Origin of the sequence: Archangium primigenium (genome assembly GCF_016904885.1) — a bacterium.
Taxonomy (GTDB): domain Bacteria; phylum Myxococcota; class Myxococcia; order Myxococcales; family Myxococcaceae; genus Cystobacter; species Cystobacter primigenius.
The window spans coordinates 6,314,221-6,333,501 of the sequence record NZ_JADWYI010000001.1 but is presented as its reverse complement, the minus strand read 5'-3'; the positions used below and the strand labels follow the sequence as shown (position 1 = coordinate 6,333,501).

Sequence of the window (19,281 nt, the reverse complement as noted above, 5' to 3'; positions counted from 1 at the left end):
TCGCACGAGCGCGCGCAGGGCGGACTCCAGGGCCCCGGCGTCCAACGCGCCCGTCAGCCGCAGGGGCTGGGGCATGTTGTAGGCCGAGCCCGCGCCGAAGCGGTCGAGGAACCACAGCCGCTGCTGGGCGAAGGACAGAGGGAGCCGTCCCGAGCGCTCCACGCGCGGAATGGCCTGGAGGGACGTGGCGTCACCGTGCTCGCCCTTGAGGGCGTCCAGCCGCTCGGCGAGCACCGCCAGTTCGCCCGCCTCGAAGAGCAGCTTGAGGGGCACGTCACGGCCGAGCCACTTGCCCAGACGGGACATGACCTGGGTGGCGAGCAGGGAGTGGCCACCCAGTTGGAAGAAGTCGTCCTGGGCGCCCACGACGTGCAGTCCGAGCACTTCCTGCCAGACCTGGGCCACGGCCCGCTCGGTCTCCGTGCGCGGCGCCACGAACGCGTCCCGGACGGCGCCCGCCTGAAGCGAGGGCGCGGGCAGGGACTTCGTGTCCACCTTGCCGTTGGCGGTGAGGGGCAGCGCGCCCAGGACCACCCAGGCCGTGGGCACCATGTACTCGGGCAGCCGCGACTTGAGCGCCTGACGCGGACCGGAGGCCCACGTGGAGGACGCGTCGTGGAGCACCGAGGTGTCCTGGGGCACGAGCCAGGCGGTGAGGGAGGGCTCGCCCCGGGCGTCCGCGCGCAACAGCACGCACGCCTCGCGCACGTCGGGCAGCTCGCGCAGGGCCTGCTCCACCTCGCCCAGCTCGATGCGCAGGCCGCGCAGCTTCACCTGGCTGTCGGTGCGGCCCAGGTAGTCCAGCTGTCCGTCCTCGCGCCAGCGCGCCAGGTCACCCGTGCGGTAGAGGCGACCCTCGCCGAAGGGGTTGACGACGAAGCGCTCGGCGGTGAGCTGGGGCCGGTGGAGGTAGCCGCGCGTCACGCCCACGCCGCCGTGGTACAGCTCGCCCGGCACGCCCACCGGCACTGGCTGGAGCCACTCGTCGAGCACGTACGCCTGGAGGTTGGCCAACGGCCGGCCGATGGGCGGCGCCGCGGGCCCGGGCTCGCAGCGCGCCGTCGTGGACCAGATGGTGACCTCGGTGGGGCCGTAGAGGTTGTAGAAGTGTCGGCCCGGCGCCCACTGGCGTACCAGCTCCGCCGGGCACGCCTCGCCCACCACCATCAGCGCGCGCAGCGCGGGCAGCTCGCCCACGGGCAGTGCCGCCAGGGTGGAGGGCGTGAGCACGGTGGCGGAGATGCGCTGGCGCTCGAGGAAGGCGCGCAGGGGCTCGCCGGGCGCGAGCGCGTCCCGGGTGCCCAGGCACAGCGTGGCCCCCACACCCAACGCCAGCCACACGTCGAAGGTGGCCGCATCGAAGGCCGCCGAGGCGAACTGGAGGACACGGTCCTCGGGCCCCAGCTCGAAGGTGCGGGCCTGGGCCTCGACGACGTTGCTCAGGCCCCGGTGGGGCACCAGCACGCCCTTGGGCTGGCCCGTGGAGCCCGACGTGTAGATGACGTAGGCGAGCGTGTCCGGCGTGGCCTCGCTCTCAGGGGCGTGGACTGGCTGGGCGGCGAGGCGCGCGGCGTCCACGTCCACGCGCACGCACCGCTCCAGGGGGAGCGCGAAGTGCGTGGCGAGCGAGGACTGGGTGAGCACCACCCGCGGACGGGCCTCCTGGAGCATGAAGTCCAGGCGCGCCGGGGGCACCGCCGGGTCCACCGGCAGGTAGGCGCCGCCCGCCTTGTGCACCGCGAGCATGGACACCACCAGCTCCGGGGAACGCTCGAGCACCAGGGCCACGAGGCTCTCGGGCCCCACGCCGCGCGAGCGCAGCGCATGGGCGAGCTGGTTGGCGCGTGTGTCCAGCTCCCGGTAGGTGAGCGTCCGCGTCTCGGGGCCGTCCTCGAAGTGGAGGGCGGTGGCGTGCGGCGTGCGCGCCGCCTGGGCCTCGAAGCGCTGGTGGGCGCACGTCGCCTCGGGGAAGGGCGCCCGGGTGCGGTTGAGGTCCACGAGCAGGCGCTGGCGCTCGGCGTCGGAGATCAGCGACAGCGCGCCCACGCGGGCCTCGGGCCGCTGGACCACGTCGGCCAGCAGGGTGGCGAAGTGGCCGCGCAGGCGCTCGAGCGTGGCGGAGTCGAAGAGGGCGGTGTTGTACACCCACGCACCCGACAGGCCGCCGTCCTGCTCCCACAGGAACAGCTCCAGGTCGAGGCGCGCCTGCTGCGCGGCCGGCGGCAGGGGCTCGAGGGTGAGGCCCGGCAGGCGCAGCGTCTCCTCCGGCGTGTTCTGCAGGGTGATCGCCACCTGGACGAGGGGGTTGAAGTTCTGGTGGCGCTCGGGGGCCAGCGCCTCCACGAGCCGCTCGAAGGGCAGGTCCTGGTGCTCGAAGGCCTCCTGGGTGGTGCGCTTCACCTGGGCCAGCAGGTCCAGGAAGCGGGGGTTGCCCGAGAGGTCCGCGCGCAGGGCGAGCGTGTTGATGAAGACGCCGATGAGGGGCTCGAGCTCCGTCCGGGTACGCCCGGCGATGGCCGAGCCCACCACGATGTCCTTCTGACCGCTCCAGCGCGACAGCAGCACCTGATAGGTCGCCGTGAGCGCCATGAAGAGCGTGGTGCCGTGGTCCTGGGCCAGGGCGCGCAGCGCTTCGAGCAGCGCGGGCGGCAGGGTGAAGCCCAGCGTGCGGGCCTCGAAGGTCATCACGCTCGGACGGGGCCGGTCGGTGGGCAGTTGCAGCAGCGTGGGCGCCCCGGCGAGCCGCGTCTTCCAGTAGTCCACCTGGACCGCGCGGGCCTCTTCCTGACGCGCGTCGCGCTGCCACACGGCGAAGTCGGCGTACTGGAGGGACAGCTCGGGCAGCGCGGCGGACCGGCCTTCCCGGAGGGCCGTGTAGAGGGCCGACAGCTCGCGCTGGAGCACGCTCGCGGACCAACCATCGCTCGCGATGTGGTGCAGGCACAGCAGCAGCACGTGCTCGTGCTCGGAGACGAGCACGAGGCGGGCGCGCAGCATGAAGTCGCGGGCGAGGTCGAACGGCCGCTGGCTGTCCTCCAACGCCAGGCGCTGGACTTCCGCCTCGCGCGCCTCGGGCGGGAGGTGCCGCACGTCCACGTGCGAGAGCGTGAAGTCCTCGGCGGACAGCACGTGCTGGAAGGTCTGTCCGTCCTCCTCGAGGAAGACGGTGCGCAGGCTCTCGTGGCGCCGCACGAGCGCGCCAAGGGCCTCCGCCAGGGCCACGCCGTCGAGCACGCCCGTCAGGCGCAGCGCCTGGGGCATGTTGTAGGCCGTGCCGGAGCCGAAGCGGTCGAGGAACCACAACCGCTGCTGGGCGAAGGACAAGGGCAGCCGTCCCGTGCGCTCCGCCCGGGGGATGGGCTGGAAGGCCGGGCCGCCGTCCTGAGCGGCCTTGAGCGCCTCCAGCCGCTCGGCCAGGGAGGCCACGTCACTCGCCTCGAAGAGCACGCGCAGGGGCACGTCCCGCCCCAGCCACCGGCTCAGCCGTGACGTCACCTGGGTGGCCAGCAGCGAGTGGCCGCCCAGCGCGAAGAAGTCGTCGTGGGCGCCCACCTGGTCCACGCCCAGCACTTCCCGCCAGATGGCGGCGACTTCCTCTTCCGTGGGCGTGCGCGGGGCGACGAACTCGCCGGCCGCCGCCCTCAGGAAGGTGGGCTCGGGCAGGGCCTTGCGATCCACCTTGCCACTGGCGTTGAGCGGCAGGGCGCTCATCACCACCCAACCGGAGGGCACCATGTAGTCCGGCAGCCGGGCCTCGAGCGCCTGGCGCAGCGAGGCCACCCAGTCCTGGGAATCGGCCGGGGGCTCGTGGGCTGCGACATACGCCGCCAGGGCGGGCTCGCCCCGGGGGTCCGGACGCAAGAGCACGCTCGCCTCGCGCACGCCGGGCAGCTCCAACAGGGCCTGCTCGATCTCCCCCAGCTCGATGCGGAAGCCGCGCAGCTTCACCTGGTTGTCGATGCGGCCCAGGTAGTCCAGCTGGCCATCCTCCCGCCAGCGCCCGAGGTCCCCCGTGCGGTAGAGGCGGCCCTCGCCGAAGGGGTTGGGAATGAAGCGCTCGGCCGTCAGGTCCGGCCGGTTGAGGTAGCCGCGGCCCACCTGGACGCCCCCGAGGTACAGCTCGCCCGCCACGCCCACCGGCACCGGCTGCATCCGGCCGTCGAGCACATAGGCCTGGTTGTTGGCGAAGGGCCGGCCGATGGAGGGCGGCACCGGGCCGGGCTCGCACCGGGCCACGGTGAAGTTGATGGTGGTTTCCGCGGGGCCGTAGATGTTGAAGAAGCGGTGCCGCGCGCCCCACTGGCGCACCAGCTCCGCCGAGCACGTCTCGCCGCCCACGATGACCGTGTGGAGCGCGGGCAGCTCGCGGTACGGCACGGCGGCGAGCGTCGACGGGGTGAGGTTCGCGGTGGTGATGCGCTGGCGCTCGAGGAAGCCGAGCAGCGGCTCGCCTGGGGCCAGCGCGTCGCGGCTGCCCATGCACAGCGTGGCGCCCGAGCACAGCGCCATCCAGATCTCCGAGCCCGCCACGTCGAAGGAGATGGAGGCGAACTGCATGACCCGGTCCCCGGAGGTGATGCCCATCCGGAGCATGTCGTGGCCCAGGCTGCTCAGGCCCCGGTGGGGCACGAGCACGCCCTTGGGCTGACCCGTGGAGCCCGACGTATAGATGATGTAGGCGAGGCTGTCGGGCGTGAGCGCGAGCGGCAGCGGGTGCTCGCTCTGGGCGGCGACCGTCGCGTGCTCGGTGTCCACGCACAGGCAGCGCTCGGCGGGCAGCGCGAAGCGCGCCGCGATGGCCGAGTCGGTGAGGATCACCTGGGGCCGGGCGTCCTGGAGCATGAAGTCCAGACGGGCCTGGGGCGTGGAGGGCAAGAGCGGCATGTAGGCGCCGCCGGCCTTGTGCACCGCGAGCAGGGCGATGATGAGGTCCGCGGAGCGCTCGAGCAGCAGCGTGACGATGCGCTCGGGGCCCACGCCGCGCGAGCGCAGGACATGGGCGAGCTGGTTGGCGCGCGCGTCGAGCTGTCGGTAGGTGAACGACGCCACGGGCCGCCCGTCATCGAAGCACAGGGCCTCGGCGTCGGGCGTGCGGGCCACCTGGGCCTCGAAGAGCTGGTGGACGCACAGCGCCTCCGGGAAGGGGGCCTGGGTGCGGTTGAAGTCCACGAGCAGCCGCTGGCGCGCGGCGTCGGAGAGCAGGCGCAGCTCGCCCACGCGGGCCTCGGGTCGCTGGAGCACGTCGTCCAGCAGCGTGAGGAAGGTGTCCTGCATCCGCGCCAGGGTGGACGCCTCGAAGAGCGCGGTGTTGGAGATCCACTGGCCCGACAGGCCGCCGTCCTGCTCCCACAGGTGCAGCATCATGTCGGTGCGGACCTGCGGCGCTTCCGAGGCCAGCGGTTGGAGCGACAGTCCCGGCAGCCGCCACGGCTCGTCCGGGTTGTTCTGCATGACGAGCAGCACCTGGACGAGCGGGTTGATGTTCTGGTGGCGCTCGGGGGCCAGCTCTTCCACGAGCCGCTCGAAGGGCAGCTCCTGATGCTCGAAGGACTCCTGGGTGGTCCGCTTCACCTGGGCGAGCAGCTCGCGGAAGGTGGGATTGGCGGAGAGGTCCGCGCGCAGGGCGAGCGTGTTGACGAAGAAGCCGATGAGCGACTCGGTCTCCGCGCGGGTGCGGCCCGCGATGGGCGAGCCGACGACGACGTCCGGCTGGCCGCTCCAGCGCGACAGGAGCACCTGGAAGGCCGCCAGCATCGTCATGAAGAGCGTGGCGCCGCTCTCCTGGCTCAGGGCGCGTAGGGCCTCGAGCCGCGCGGCGGGCAGCGTGAAGCCCAGGGTCTGGGCGTCGAAGGTCATGACGCTCGGGCGCGGCCGGTCCGTGGGCAGCTGCAGCAGCGTGGGCGCGCCCGCGAGCTTCGTCTTCCAGTAATCCACCTGACGTGTCAGGCGCTCGCCCTGGAGCCCGTCGCGCTGCCACACGGCGAAGTCCGCGTACTGGATGGGCAGTTCGGACAGCGGCGAGGGCTGTCCCTGCTGGAAGGCCGTGTAGAGCGCGGACACCTCGCGCTGCATCACCCCCATGGACCAGCCGTCGCTGGCGATGTGGTGCAGGCACAAGAGCAGGACCTGGTCCTGCTCGGCCACGTGCACCAGGCACGCGCGCAGCATGCAGTCGCGCGTCAGATCGAAGGGCCGCTGGCTGTCCTCCAGCGCCAGGCGCCGCACCTCGGCCTCGCGCCGCTCGGGCGGGAGGGGCCGCAGGTCCACGCGCGCGAGCGAGAAGGCCTCGGCGGGCAGGACGTGCTGGAGGGCCGTGTCCCGCTCCTCGCGGAAGACGGTGCGCAGGCTCTCGTGGCGCCGCACGAGCTCACGCAGCGCGGACTCCAGCGCCTCGGCGTCCAGCGCGCCCGTCATCCGCACGGGCATGGGCATGTTGTAGGCCGCGCCCGCGCCGAAGCGATCGAGGAACCACAGCCGCTGCTGGGCGAAGGACAGGGGCAGCGGTCCCGAGCGCTCCACGCGCGGAATGGCCTGGAAGCCCGGACCCTTCAGGGCCTCGAGCCGCTCCGCCAGGGAGGCCACGTCACTCGCCTCGAAGAGCAGCCGCAGGGGCACGTCCCGGCCCAGGTGCTTGCTCAGCCGCGACGCCACCTGGGTGGCCAGCAGCGAGTGGCCGCCCAGCTCGAAGAAGTCGTCCAGGGCGCCCACCTGGGGCAGGCGCAGGACCTCTTGCCAGACGTGCGCCACGGCCCGCTCCAGCGCCGTGCGCGGGGCGAGGAACGCTTCCTGGAGCGTCGCGAAAGTGGGGGCGGGCAGGACCTTGCGGTCCACCTTGCCACTGGCGTTGAGCGGCAGGGATTCCAGCGGCACCCAGGCCGAGGGCAGCATGTAGTCCGGCAGCCGGGTGGCCAGGGCCTGGCGCAGCGAGGCCATCCACGCGGGGGGCTCGGCGGGCACCTGGCCCTCGGGCGTCACCACGTAGGCGGCCAGGGCGGGCTCGCCCCGGGCATCCGGCCGCAGCAGGACGCACGCGTCGCGCACCCCGGGCAGCTCACGCAGGACGTGCTCCACCTCGCCCAGCTCGATGCGGAAGCCGCGCAGCTTCACCTGGTTGTCGATGCGGCCCAGGTAGTCCAGCTGCCCGTCCTCGCGCCAGCGCGCCAGGTCACCCGTGCGGTAGAGGCGACCCTCGCCGAAGGGGTTGGGGATGAAGCGCTCGGCCGTCAGATCCGGGCGGTTGAGGTAGCCGCGGCCCACGCCCACGCCGCCCAGGTACAGCTCGCCCACCGCGCCCAGGGGCAAGGGTCGCAGGTGCGCGTCGAGCACATAGGCCCGGGCGTTGGCGATGAGGCGACCGATGGGCGGCGGACGCGTGTCGGGCTCGCATCGCGCGGCGGTCACCTCGATGGAGACCTCGGTGGGCCCGTAGATGTTGAAGAAGCGGCGGCCCGGAGACCACTGGCGCACGAGCTCCGCCGAGCAGGCCTCTCCGCCCACCAGGAGCGTGTGCATGGTGGGGAGTGGATCGACGGGCAGCGCGCTCAGGGCCGAGGGCGTGAGCGTGGCGGCGGTGATGCGCTGGCGCCGCAAGAAGGTCAGCAGGGGCTCACCCGGGGCCATGGCGTCCGCCGACCCCAAGCACAGCGTGGCGCCAGAGCCCAGGGCCATGGTCACGTCGGCGATGGCCGCGTCGAAGGAGATGGAGGCGAACTGGAGGACCCGATCCCCGGGCCCGATGTTCTGCAGGCGGCTCTGCGCGTGGGCGATGTTGCGCAGGCCCCGGTGGTGCACGAGCGCGCCCTTGGGTTGGCCCGTGGAGCCCGAGGTGTAGATGATGTAGGCGAGGTGGTCCGCGGACACGCCACTGTCCGGGGCGTGGGCGGGCAGGGCGGCGAGGGCGTCGCGCTCGGCATCCACGAGCAGGCAGTGCTCGGGCACGAGCGCGAAGCGCGCGACGAGGGACGCCTGGGTGAGGAGGACCTGGGGCCGCGCGTCCTGGAGGATGAAGTCCAGCCGGGCCTTGGGCGTGGAGGGCAGGACCGGCAGGTAGGCGCCGCCGGCCTTGTGGATGGCGAGCAGGGCGATGATGAGCTCGGCCGAGCGCTCCAGCAGCAGCAGGACGACACGCTCGGGACCCACGCCGCGCGCGCGCAGCGCATGGGCGAGCTGGTTGGCGCGCGTGTCCAGCTGCGCGTAGGTGAGCGTCTCCTCGCGCTGGCCGTCATCGAAGCAGAGCGCCTCGGCGTCGGGCGTGCGCGCCGCCTGGGCCTCGAAGAGCTGATGGAAGCACGGCTCCACGGGGGCGTCGGTGGTCGTGGCGTTGAAGTCCACGAGCAGGCGCTGGCGCGAGGCCTCGGACAGCAGGGACAGCTCGCTCACGGGGACATCGGGGCGCTGGACGAGGTCCGCCAGCAGCGTGGCGAAGCTCTCGTGCATGCGCTCCAGGGTGGAGGCGTCGAAGAGGGCCGCGTTGTAGAGCCAGAGCCCCGACAAGCCGCCGTCGCGCTCCCACAGGTGCAGCTCCAGGTCCATGTGGGCCTGGGCGGCCTGCTCCGGCAGGGACTGGACGACGAGCCCGGGCAGGCGCGGATCCTCCGGAGACGCGTTCTGGAGGACGAGCACCACCTGGACGAGGGGGTTGAAGTTCTGGTGGCGCTCGGGGGCCAGCTCCTCGACGAGCCGCTCGAAGGGCAGATCCTGGTGGGCGAAGGCGTCCTGGGTGGTGTGCTTCACCTGGGCGAGCAGCGCGCGGAAGGTGGGGTTGGCCGACAGGTCCGCGCGCAGGGCGAGCGTGTTGACGAAGAAGCCGATGAGCGGCTCGAGCTCCGCGTGGGTCCGGCCCGCGACGGGGGTTCCCACCACCACGTCCGATTGACCGCTCCAGCGCGACAGCAGGACCTGCCAGGCCGCCGTGAGCGTCATGAAGAGCGTGGCGCCCGCCTTCTGGCCCAGGGCCCGCAGTGGTTGGACCAGCGCGGAGGGCAGCGCGAAGCGCACCTGGCCGGCCTCGAAGGTCATGACGCTCGGACGCGGCCGGTCCGTGGGCAGCTGCATCAGCGTGGGCGCTCCGGCCAGCCGCCGCTTCCAGTAGTCCACCTGGCTGGAGAGCCGCTCGCCCTGGAGCCAGTCGCGCTGCCACAGGGCGAAGTCCGCGTACTGCAGGGCGGGCGCCTCCAGCGGCGAGGGCTGGCCTTGGTGGAAGGCCGCGTAGAGCGCCGTCAGCTCCCGCCACAGCACGCCCAGGGACCAGCCGTCGCTGGCGATGTGGTGCAGGCTCACGAGCAGCACGTGCTCGTGCGTGTCCAGCCGCACCCGCGTGGCGCGCAGCATGAAGTCCCGGGAGAGATCGAACGGGCGGCGGCCGTCCTCCAGCGCCAGCCGCTGGACCTCGGCCTCGCGCTGAGCGGGCGCCAGGTGCCGCAGGTCATGGGCCGCGAGCGTGAAGGCCTCGGGGGACAGGATGTGTTGCCAGGCCTGTCCGTCCTCCTCGTGGAAGACGGTGCGCAGGCTCTCGTGGCGGGTCACGAGCGCGGCCAGGGCCGCCTCCAGCGCCGGGACGTCCAGCGCGCCCGTCAGCCGCAGGGCCTGGGCGATGTTGTAGGCCGAGCCCGTGCCGAAGCGGTCGAGGAACCACAGGCGCTGCTGGGCGAAGGACAGGGGCACCCGTCCGGTGCGCTCCGCGCGCGGAATGACCTGGAGGGCCGTGTGCGCGGACGCGTCCAACTGGCGCGCGAGGGCCTCCACCGTGTGTGCCTGGAAGAGCAGGCGCAGGGGAACGTCGCGGCCGAGCCGCTTGCCCAGGCGCGCCGTCACCTGGGTGGCGAGCAGCGAGTGGCCGCCCAGCGCGAAGAAGTCGTCCCGCGCGCCCACCTGCTCCACGCCGAGCACCTGCCGCCAGACCTGGGCCACGGCCTCCTCGGTCGCGGTGCGCGGCGCGACATAGGGGCCGCTCGCCCCGGGGGACGCGGAGGGCGCGGGCAGGGCCTTGCGGTCCACCTTGCCGTTGGACGTGAGGGGGAAGGCCTCCAGGGGCACGAAGGCCGCGGGCACCATGTACTCGGGCAGCCGCGCGCGCAGCCGCTCGCGCAGCGGGGCCACGAGGGCCTCCATGGCCGCCGCGTCCATCGGGCCCAGGACGAGCCACGCCACGAGCCGCGTGTCGCCCGGCGCGAACTCGCGCGGGAGCACCAGGGCCTGGCTCACGCCGGGCTGCTCCGTCAGGGCCGCTTCGATCTCCCCCAGCTCGATGCGGAAGCCGCGCAGCTTCACCTGCTGGTCGATGCGGCCGAGGTACTCCAGCTCGCCGTTGGGCAGTCGGCGCGCCGCGTCGCCCGAGCGGTAGAGCGTGCCCGGGCCGAAGGGGTTGGGCAGGAAGCGGGCGGCGTTCAGCTCGGGGCGGCGCAGGTAGCCGCGCGCCACGCCCGCGCCTCCGACGTGGATTTCACCCGCCAGGCCCACGGGCACCGGCTGGCCATGGGCGTCGAGCAGCAACAGGCCCAGGTCCGGGATGGGCTGGCCGAGCATGCTGCCCGGACGCTCCACGTCCTCCTGGCTCAGCGGACGATACGTGACGTGCACCGTCGTCTCGGTGATGCCGTACATGTTCACGAGCAGGGGCTCGCGATCGCCATGGCGGGAGAACCAGCCGCGCAGGCTCTGGAAGTCGAGCGCCTCGCCGCCGAAGACGACGTAGCGCAAGGACAGGGTGGGGCGGATCTCCGCCTCCTCCTCGGCGCGCGACAGCTGGGTGAAGGCGGAGGGCGTCTGGTTGAGGACGGTGACGCGCTCGCGCGCCAGCAGGCGCAGGAAGTCCGCGGGCGAGCGGCTCACGTCATGGGGCACCACGACGAGGCGGCCACCGTACAGGAGCGCGCCCCACATCTCCCAGACGGAGAAGTCGAAGGCCAGCGAGTGGAAGAGCGTCCACACGTCGTCGGGACCGAAGCGGTACCAGTCCTCGGTGGCGGTGAAGAGCCGCATGACGTTGGCGTGCGTCACCTGCACGCCCTTGGGCTTGCCCGTGGAGCCCGAGGTGTAGATGACGTAGGCGAGGCTGTCGGGCGTGGCGGTGGACTCGGGGCGGGTGACCGGCTGGCGCTCCAGCACGTCGCCCGGGGTGTCGAGGCACAGCGTGTGCGGCACGGGGGCCGTGCCCATCCGGCCGAACAGGGAGGACTGCGTGAGCAGGACGGGGGCCTCGCTGTCCTCGAGCATGAACGCCACGCGCTCGGGCGGATACATGGCGTCCATGGGCAGGTAGGCGCCGCCCGCCTTGAGGATGGCGAGCAGGGCGACGACGGCCTCGGGCGAGCGCTCCATCCACACGCCCACGAGCGTCTCGGGACCCACGCCCCGCGAGCGCAGGTGCCAGGCGAGCTGGTTGGCCTGGGTGTCCAGCTGCGCGTAGGTGAGCGTGCGCGTGCGCGGCCCGTCCTCGAAGGAGACGGCGAGGGCGTGGGGCGCGCGCTCCACCTGTGCCTCGAAGCGCTGGGCGAGGCCTTGCGTCACGGGAAGCGCGGGCACGACCGGACGGCCCTCGGCGAGCAGGTGCTCGCGCTCGGCGGAGGTGAGCAGGGACAGCTCGCCCACGCGGGCCTCGGGGCGCTGGGCGGCGTCCGCCAGTAGGGTGGCGAAGTGCTCCCGCATGCGCTCGAGGGTGGCCGTGTCGAAGAGGGCGGTGTTGTAGACCCAGGTGCCCGTCAGGCCGCCGTCCCGCTCCCACAGGTACAGCTCCAGATCCATGTGCACCCGCTCCGCCTGGAGCGGCAGTGCGTGGAGCGACAGCCCCGGCAGCCGCCAAGGCTCCTCGGGGGCGTTCTGCAGGGAGAGCGTCACCTGGACGAGCGGGTTGAAGTTCTGGTGGCGCTCGGGCGCGAGCTCCTCCACGAGCCGCTCGAAGGGCAGCTCCTGGTGATCGAAGGCGGCCTCGGTGGTGCGCCGCACCTGGGCGAGCAGCTCGCGGAAGGTGGGGTTGGCCGAGAGGTCCGCGCGCAGGGCGAGGGTGTTGACGAAGAAGCCGATGAGCGACTCGGTCTCCGCCCGCGTGCGGCCGGCGATGGGCGAGCCGACGACGACGTCCTGCTGGCCGCTCCAGCGCGACAGGAGCACCTGGAAGGCCGCCAGGAGCGTCATGAAGAGCGTGGCGCCGCTCTGCTGGCCCAGCACCCGCAGGGCCTGCACCAGCGAAGGCGGCAGCGTGAAGTCCAGGGAGTGGGCGTCGAAGGTCGTGACGCTCGGGCGGGGCCGGTCCGTGGGCAGTTGCAGCAGCGTGGGCGCTCCGGCCAGCTGCCGCTTCCAGTGCTCCACCTGCCGCGTCAGGCGCTCGCCCTGGAGCCAGCCGCGCTGCCACACGGCGAAGTCCGCGTACTGGATGGGCAGCGCGGGCAGCTCGGCGGCCGGACCCGAGTGGGCGCCCGCGTAGAGCGCCGCCAGCTCGTGGCGCATCACGCCCGAGGACCAGCCATCGCTGGCGATGTGGTGCACGCACAAGAGCAGCACGTGCTCGTGCTCGGACACGTGCACCAGGCAGGCGCGCAGCATGAAGTCGCGCGCCAGATCGAAGGGGTGCTGGCTGTCCTCGCGGGCCAGCCGCTGGCTCTCGGCCTCCCGCTGCTCGGCGGGCAGGGCCTGGAGGTCCACGCGCGCGAGCGTGAAGTCCTCGGCGGACCGCACGTGCTGGAAGGCCTCGCCCTCCTCCTCGCGGAAGACGGTGCGCAGGCTCTCGTGGCGGTGCACGAGCGCGCGCAGCGCGGACTCCAGTGCCGCGGTGTCCAGCTCGCCCGTCACGCGCAGGGCCTGGGGGATGTTGTAGGCGGAGCCCGAGCCGAAGCGATCGAGGAACCACAGGCGTTGCTGCGCGAAGGACAGGGGCGTCCGTCCGGTCCGCTCGGCGCGGACGAGGGGCTGGAAGGCCGCTTCCGTCCGGTCGACGTGTTGTGTCCGCGAGGCCTCGATCCGCTCGGCGAGGGCGGCCACGGTGCGCGCCTCGAAGAGCAGGCGCAGGGGCAGATCCCTCCCCAGCCACCGGCTCAGGCGGCCCATGACCTGGGTGGCCAGCAGCGAGTGGCCGCCCAGCTCGAAGAAGTGATCCAGGGCGCCGACGCGAGGCAGCTTCAGCACCTCCTGCCAGATGCGCGCCACGGCCTCCTCGGTGGCCGTGCGGGGCGCGACGAAGTCGGCGCTCGAGGCCCGCTCCTCGAACGAGGGGGTCGGCAGGGCCTTGCGATCCGTCTTGCCGCTGCTGTTGCGAGGCATCTCCTCGAGCGTCACCCACGCCGAGGGGACCATGTACTCCGGCAGTTGGGTGGCGAGCGTCTGGCGCAACGAGGCCACCCACGACGGCGACGCATCGAGCGCCAGCGGCGCCTGGGGCACCACGTAGGCGACGAGGGCGGGCTCGCCGCGCGCGTCTGGACGCAGCAGGACACACGCCTCGCGCACGCCGGACACCTCACGCAGCGCCTCCTCGATCTCCCCCAGCTCGATGCGGAAGCCGCGCAGCTTCACCTGGTTGTCGATGCGGCCCAGGCAGTCGATCTGCCCGTCCGCCCGCCAACGCGCCAGATCTCCCGTGCGGTAGAGGCGGCCCTCGCCGAAGGGGTTGGGGATGAAGCGCTCGGCCGTCAGGGCCGGACGGTTGAGATAGCCGAGGCCCACGCCCACGCCGCCCAGGTACAGCTCGCCCACCGCGCCCTGGGGAAGGGGTTGCAGGAACGCGTCGAGCACGTAGGCGTCGACGCTGGGCAGGGGCGCGCCGATGGACGGCGGCAGGGGGCCGGGCTCGCAGCGCGTGAAGGTGGCGTTGATGGTGACTTCGGTGGGGCCGTAGAAGTTGAAGAAGCGGCGGCCCGGCGCCCACTGGCGCACGAGTTCCGCCGAGCAGGGCTCACCGCCCACGATCACGGTGCGCAGCAGGGGCAGCGCGTGCGCCGGCATCACGGACAGGGACGAGGGCGTGAAGACGGCGTGGGTGATGCGCTGACGCAGCAGGAAGGCCAGCAGGGGCTCTCCGGGGGTCAGCACGTCGCTGCTGCCCAGGCAGAGCGCGGAGCCCGAGTGCAGCGCCATCCACACGTCGGCGGTGGCCGCGTCGAAGGAGATGGCGGCGAGCTGGAGGACACGGTCCTCCGGCACGATCTCGAGCAGGGGCGTCTGCGCCTGGGCGAGGTGGCTCAAGCCCCGGTGCCGCACGAGCACGCCCTTGGGCTGGCCCGTGGAGCCCGAGGTGTAGATGATGTAGGCGAGGTTGTCCGGCGACACGCCGCTGTCGGGGGCGTGGGGGGGCCGCGCGGCGAGCGACTCGCGCTCGGCGTCCACGAGCAGGCAGTGCTCCGGGGACAGCGCGAAGTGCTCGGAGAGGGAGGCCTGGGTGAGGACGACCTGGGGTCGGGCGTCCTGGAGGATGAAGTCCAGCCGGGCCTTGGGAATGGAGGGCAAGAGCGGCAGGTAGGCGCCGCCCGCCTTGTGGATGGCGAGCAGGGAGATGATGAGCTCGGCGGAGCGCTCGAGCAGCAGGAGGACGACGCGCTCGGGGCCCACGCCGCGCGCGCGCAGCGCATGGGCGAGCTGGTTGGCGCGCGCGTCGAGCTGCCGGTAGGTGAGCGTCTCCTCGCGTCGGCCGTCATCGAAGCAGAGCGCGGGCGCGTCGGGCGTGCGCCGGGCCTGGGCCTCGAAGAGCTGGTGGACGCACTCCTCCTTCGGCGCGGGCAGGCGCGAGCGGTTGAAGTCCACGAGCAGCCGCTGGCGCTCGGCGTCGGACAGGAGGGCCAGCTGGCCCACGGGGCGGTCGGGGTGCTGGACGGCATCGGCCAGCAGGGTGGTGAAGTGCCCGCGCATCCGCTCGACGGTGGCCGTGTCGAAGAGCGCGGTGTTGTAGGCCCAGGTGCCCGTCAGGCCGCCCTCGTGCTGCTCCCACAGCAGCAGCTCCATGTCCATGTGGACCTGCTGCGTCTGGAACGGGATGGGACGGGTGGTGAAGCCCGGCAGACGCCACTGCTGCTCGGGGGTGTTCTGCAGCGAGAGCAGCACCTGGACGAGCGGGTTGAAGTTCTGGTGACGCTCGGGGGCCAGCTCCTCCACGAGCCGCTCGAAGGGCAGATCCTGGTGGGCGAAGGCCTCCTGGGTGGTGTGCTTCACCTGGGCGAGCAGCTCGCGGAAGGTGGGGTTGGCCGACAGGTCCGCGCGCAGGGCGAGCGTGTTGACGAAGAAGCCGATGAGCGGCTCGAGCTCCGTGCGGGTGCGGCCGGCGATGGGCGAGCCGACGACGACATCCTTCTGGCCGCTCCAGCGCGACATGAGCACCTGGAAGGCCGTCAGCAGCGTCATGAAGAGCGTGGAGTCGGTCCGCTGGCCGAGCACGCGCAAGGCCTGCACCAGCGCGGGGGTCAGCTCGAAGCGCAGCATCTGGGCTTCGAAGGTCATGCCGCTCGGACGGGGCCGGTCCGTGGGCAGTTGCAGCAGGGTGGGCGCGCCGGCCAGCTGCTTCTTCCAGTAGTCCACCTGGGAGGAGAGGCGCTCGCCCTGGAGCCAGTCGTGCTGCCACACGGCGAAGTCCGCGTACTGGATGGGCAGGGGTGCCAGGGGCGAGGGCCGCCCCTGGTGGAGGGCGGTGTAGAGCGCCGCCAGCTCCCGCCGCATCACGCCCAGGGACCAGCCGTCGCCGGCGATGTGGTGCACGCACAACAGCAGCGCGTGATCACGCTCGGAGATCCGCACCAGGGTGGCGCGCAGCATGAAGTCCTGGGCGAGGTCGAAGGCGCGCTGTCGGTCCTCGCGCGCCAGCCTGGCGACCTCGGCCTCGCGCCGCTCGGGGGACAGGGCGCGCACGTCCAGGTGCGCGAGCGTGAAGTCCCCGGCGGACAGCAGGTGCGACCAGGCCTCTCCCTCGTCCTCTCGGAAGCAGGTGCGCAGGCTCTCGTGACGCAGCACGAGTTCGCGCAGGGCCGCTTCCAGGGCGCGGGTGTCCAGGTCCCCGTCGATCCGCAGGGCCTCGGGGATGTTGTAGGCCGAGCCCACGCCGAAACGGTCGAGGAACCACAGGCGCCGCTGGGCGAAGGACAAGGGCCGCCGTCCCGCGTGTTCGGCGCGGGGGATGGCCTGGAAGCGCGGCTCCTCGCGCTTCGGGCGCGCGGCCTTCAGGGCGTCGAGCCGCTCGGCGAGGGAGGCCACGGTGCGTGCATCGAAGAGCAGGCGCAGGGGAACATCCCGCCCCAACCACCGGCTCAGGCGCGTCATCACCTGGGTGGCCAGCAGCGAGTGACCGCCCAGCTCGAAGAAGTGATCCAGGGCCCCGATGCGGGGCAGCCCGAGCACCTCCTGCCAGATCCGGGCGACCTCCTGCTCGGTGGGGGTGCGGGGCGCGACGAAGGCGCCGCTCGCGGCCCCTTCCATGAAGGACGGCGCCGGCAGGGCCTTGCGGTCCACCTTGCCGTGGGACGTCTGGGGCAGCGCCTCCAGCAACACCCACGCCCCGGGAATCATGTACTCCGGCAGGCGGGTGGCGAGCGTCTGGCGCAGGTCGGCCACCCAGGGCCGCGCATCGCCGGGGGCTTGCTGGGGCACCACATAGGCGGCCAGCGAGGGCTCGCCGCGCGCATCCGGGCGCAGCAGCACGCAGGCGTCCTTCACGCCGGGCGTCTGGCGCAGGGCCTCCTCGATCTCCCCCAGCTCGATGCGGAAGCCGCGCAGCTTCACCTGGTGATCGGTGCGGCCCAGGTGCTCCAGCTGTCCGTCCTCGCGCCAGCGGGCGAGGTCACCCGTGCGGTAGAGCCGGCCCGGACCGAAGGGATTGGGAAGGAAGCGCTCGGCCGTCAACTCCGGCCGGTTCAGGTAGCCCGCGGCCACACCCACGCCGCCGAGGAACAGCTCGCCCGCCACGCCCACGGGCAGGGGCCGCAGGTGGCGATCGAGCACGTAGGCCTGGGTGTTGTCCAGGGGCCGGCCAATGGAGGGCGGCAGCGCCGAGGGCTCGCAGCGCGCCGCGGTGGACCAGATGGTGGCCTCGGTGGGGCCATAGAAGTTGAAGAAGCGGCGGCCCGGCGCCCACTGACGCACCAGCTCGGCGGAGCACGCCTCGCCGCCGACGATGAGCGTGCGCAGCTCGGGCAGGGGATGGGCGGGCAGCGCGGTCAGGGTCGAGGGCGTGAAGAGGGCGGCCGAGACACGCTGGCGCCGCAGGAAGGCGAGCATGGGCTCACCCGGGGCGATGGCATCGCGCGTGCCCACGCACAGCGTGGCGCCCGCGTTCAACGCCATCCAGACATCCCCGGTGGCCACGTCGAAGGAGACGGCGGCGAGCTGGAGGACACGGTCCTCGGGCGTGAGGCCCAACAGCCGCGTCTGGGCATGGGCGAAGTTGCTCAGCCCGCGGTGGTGCACGAGCACCGCCTTGGGCTGACCCGTGGAGCCCGAGGTGTAGATGACGTAGGCGAGGTGCTCGGGCGTCAGTCCACTGTCGAGCGCCTCGCTGCCCTGGGTGGAGATGACGGCGGAGTCCGCGTCCACCTGGAGGCAGCGTGCCGGCTCGAGCTGGAAGAGCGCGGCGTGGGTGGAGTCGGTGAGGACGACGTGGGCCTGGGCGTCCTGGAGCATGAAGTCCAGGCGGGCCTTGGGCGTGGAGGGCAGCAGGGGCAGGTAGGCGCCGCCGGCCTTGTGGATGGCGAGCAGGGAGATGATGAGCTCGGCCGAGCGGTCGAGCAGCAGGGCGACGACACGCCCGGGGCCCACGCCCCGGGAGCGCAGCGCCCGGGCGAGTTGGTTGGCGCGCGCGTCGAGCTGGCGGTAGGTGAGCGTCTCTTCGTGCTGGCCATCATCGAAGCGGAGCGCGGGCGCGTCGGGCGCGCGCCGGGCCTGGGCCTCGAAGAGCTGGTGGACACACGGATCCCGCGGATGGGCGACCTGGGTGCGGTTGAAGTCCACCAGCAGCCTGCGCTGCTCGGTGTCCGTCATGAGGCGCAGCGCGTGCAGCGGCACCTCGGGGTGCTCCAACACGTCCTCCAGCAGGGCCTGGAAACCCTGCTTCACCCTCAGGAGTTCTTCCGCGCCGAAGTCCGTGCCCGCGACGAACTCGAGCAGGACGTCTCCCTGGGCATGGAAGTCCTGCACGTAGAGGAGCAGACCCGCGTCATCCCGGCGCTCCGTCAGGATGCGGAAGTGCACCCGCGCCTCGCCCAGGCGCACGTCACACGCGCCACTCATGTGCGACAGGGTGACGTCGACGAGTTGGGAGCGGCCCGTGCGTGCCATCCCCACCAGCCGGTTGACCGCGCCGCTCGGGAAGCGCCGATGCGAGGCCCCGCGCGCGCCTTCCTCCCGGATCGCCCGCAGGAGCTGGGTGAAGGACAGGTGCGTGCCCAGGCGATACCAGATCGACACGGTGTTGGTGCACAACCCCACCGTGTTCAAGGCCCGCTCGCCGGAACGGTTGCGGGTGTTCAAGCCCAGGGCGAAGTCGTCACGCTGCCCGACGCGCGTGAAGTAGGCGTACAACACCCCCATCAGCACATGCGCGGCACCGGCTCCCCGCTGCTGAGCGAAGGACTCCAACCGGGCGAAGGACTCCCGGCTCAACATCAGGGAGGTGATCGGCTGGGCGTCGCGGGTGGGCGCCCCACTCGCGGTGGAGCGGGCGAGGGGCTCGGGCAGGGACGAGAAGGTGTCACGCCAATAGGCCGCGTCGCGCGCGAAGTCCTCGGACTCCTCGTAGGCCTGCTGCTCGGCGACGATGTCGAGGTAGGACGGCGCGGGGGTCGGGGAGACGGGCTGTCCCGCGAGCAGCGCGTTGTAGGCCTGGGCGATGCGCTGAAGGACGAGGGGGAGCGACCAGCCGTCCACGATCAGGTGGTGGAGCTGGAGATACAAATAGTGGTGCCCGGCGGCGACCTTCACGAGGGTGAAGCGGAACAGGGGGCACGCGAGCAACGGCATGGGCTCGCCCATGCGCGCCCGCATCCACGTCAGCGCACGCGCCTCCGCTCCCGGCAGCTCCGAGAGGTCCAACCGCTCCAGGCGGACCTCGCACCGCGTGGCCACGGATTGGCGGGGCAGGGACCCGGCCTCCACGAGCCTCAACCGGAGCGCATCAGTCGTCTGGACGACGTGCTCCAGCGCACGCGCGAGCACGTCCGTCTCCAGGGCACCCTCGATGCGGACCTGACCGCCCACGTTGTAGAGCGGGGAGTCGGGATTCAGGGACTGGTCGAGCCACATCTCCCGCTGCTGCGGCGAGAGCGGGAACGTCGCGGTGCTTTCGGGGGCCGGCTGCGGATTCGTGAGGGAACTCAT

Annotated in this window: 1 protein-coding gene (only partly in view); it reads right to left on the bottom strand. The window is 72.5% G+C overall.

From position 1 onward, the window contains the following. Positions 1 to 19,281: the 5' portion of a non-ribosomal peptide synthase/polyketide synthase gene (locus tag I3V78_RS25785; protein WP_204491092.1), read on the bottom strand. The gene continues 8,229 nt to the left of window position 1, outside the view; 19,281 of the gene's 27,510 nt are visible here — the first part of the coding sequence; its start codon is at positions 19,279 to 19,281; the stop codon falls past the left edge of the window.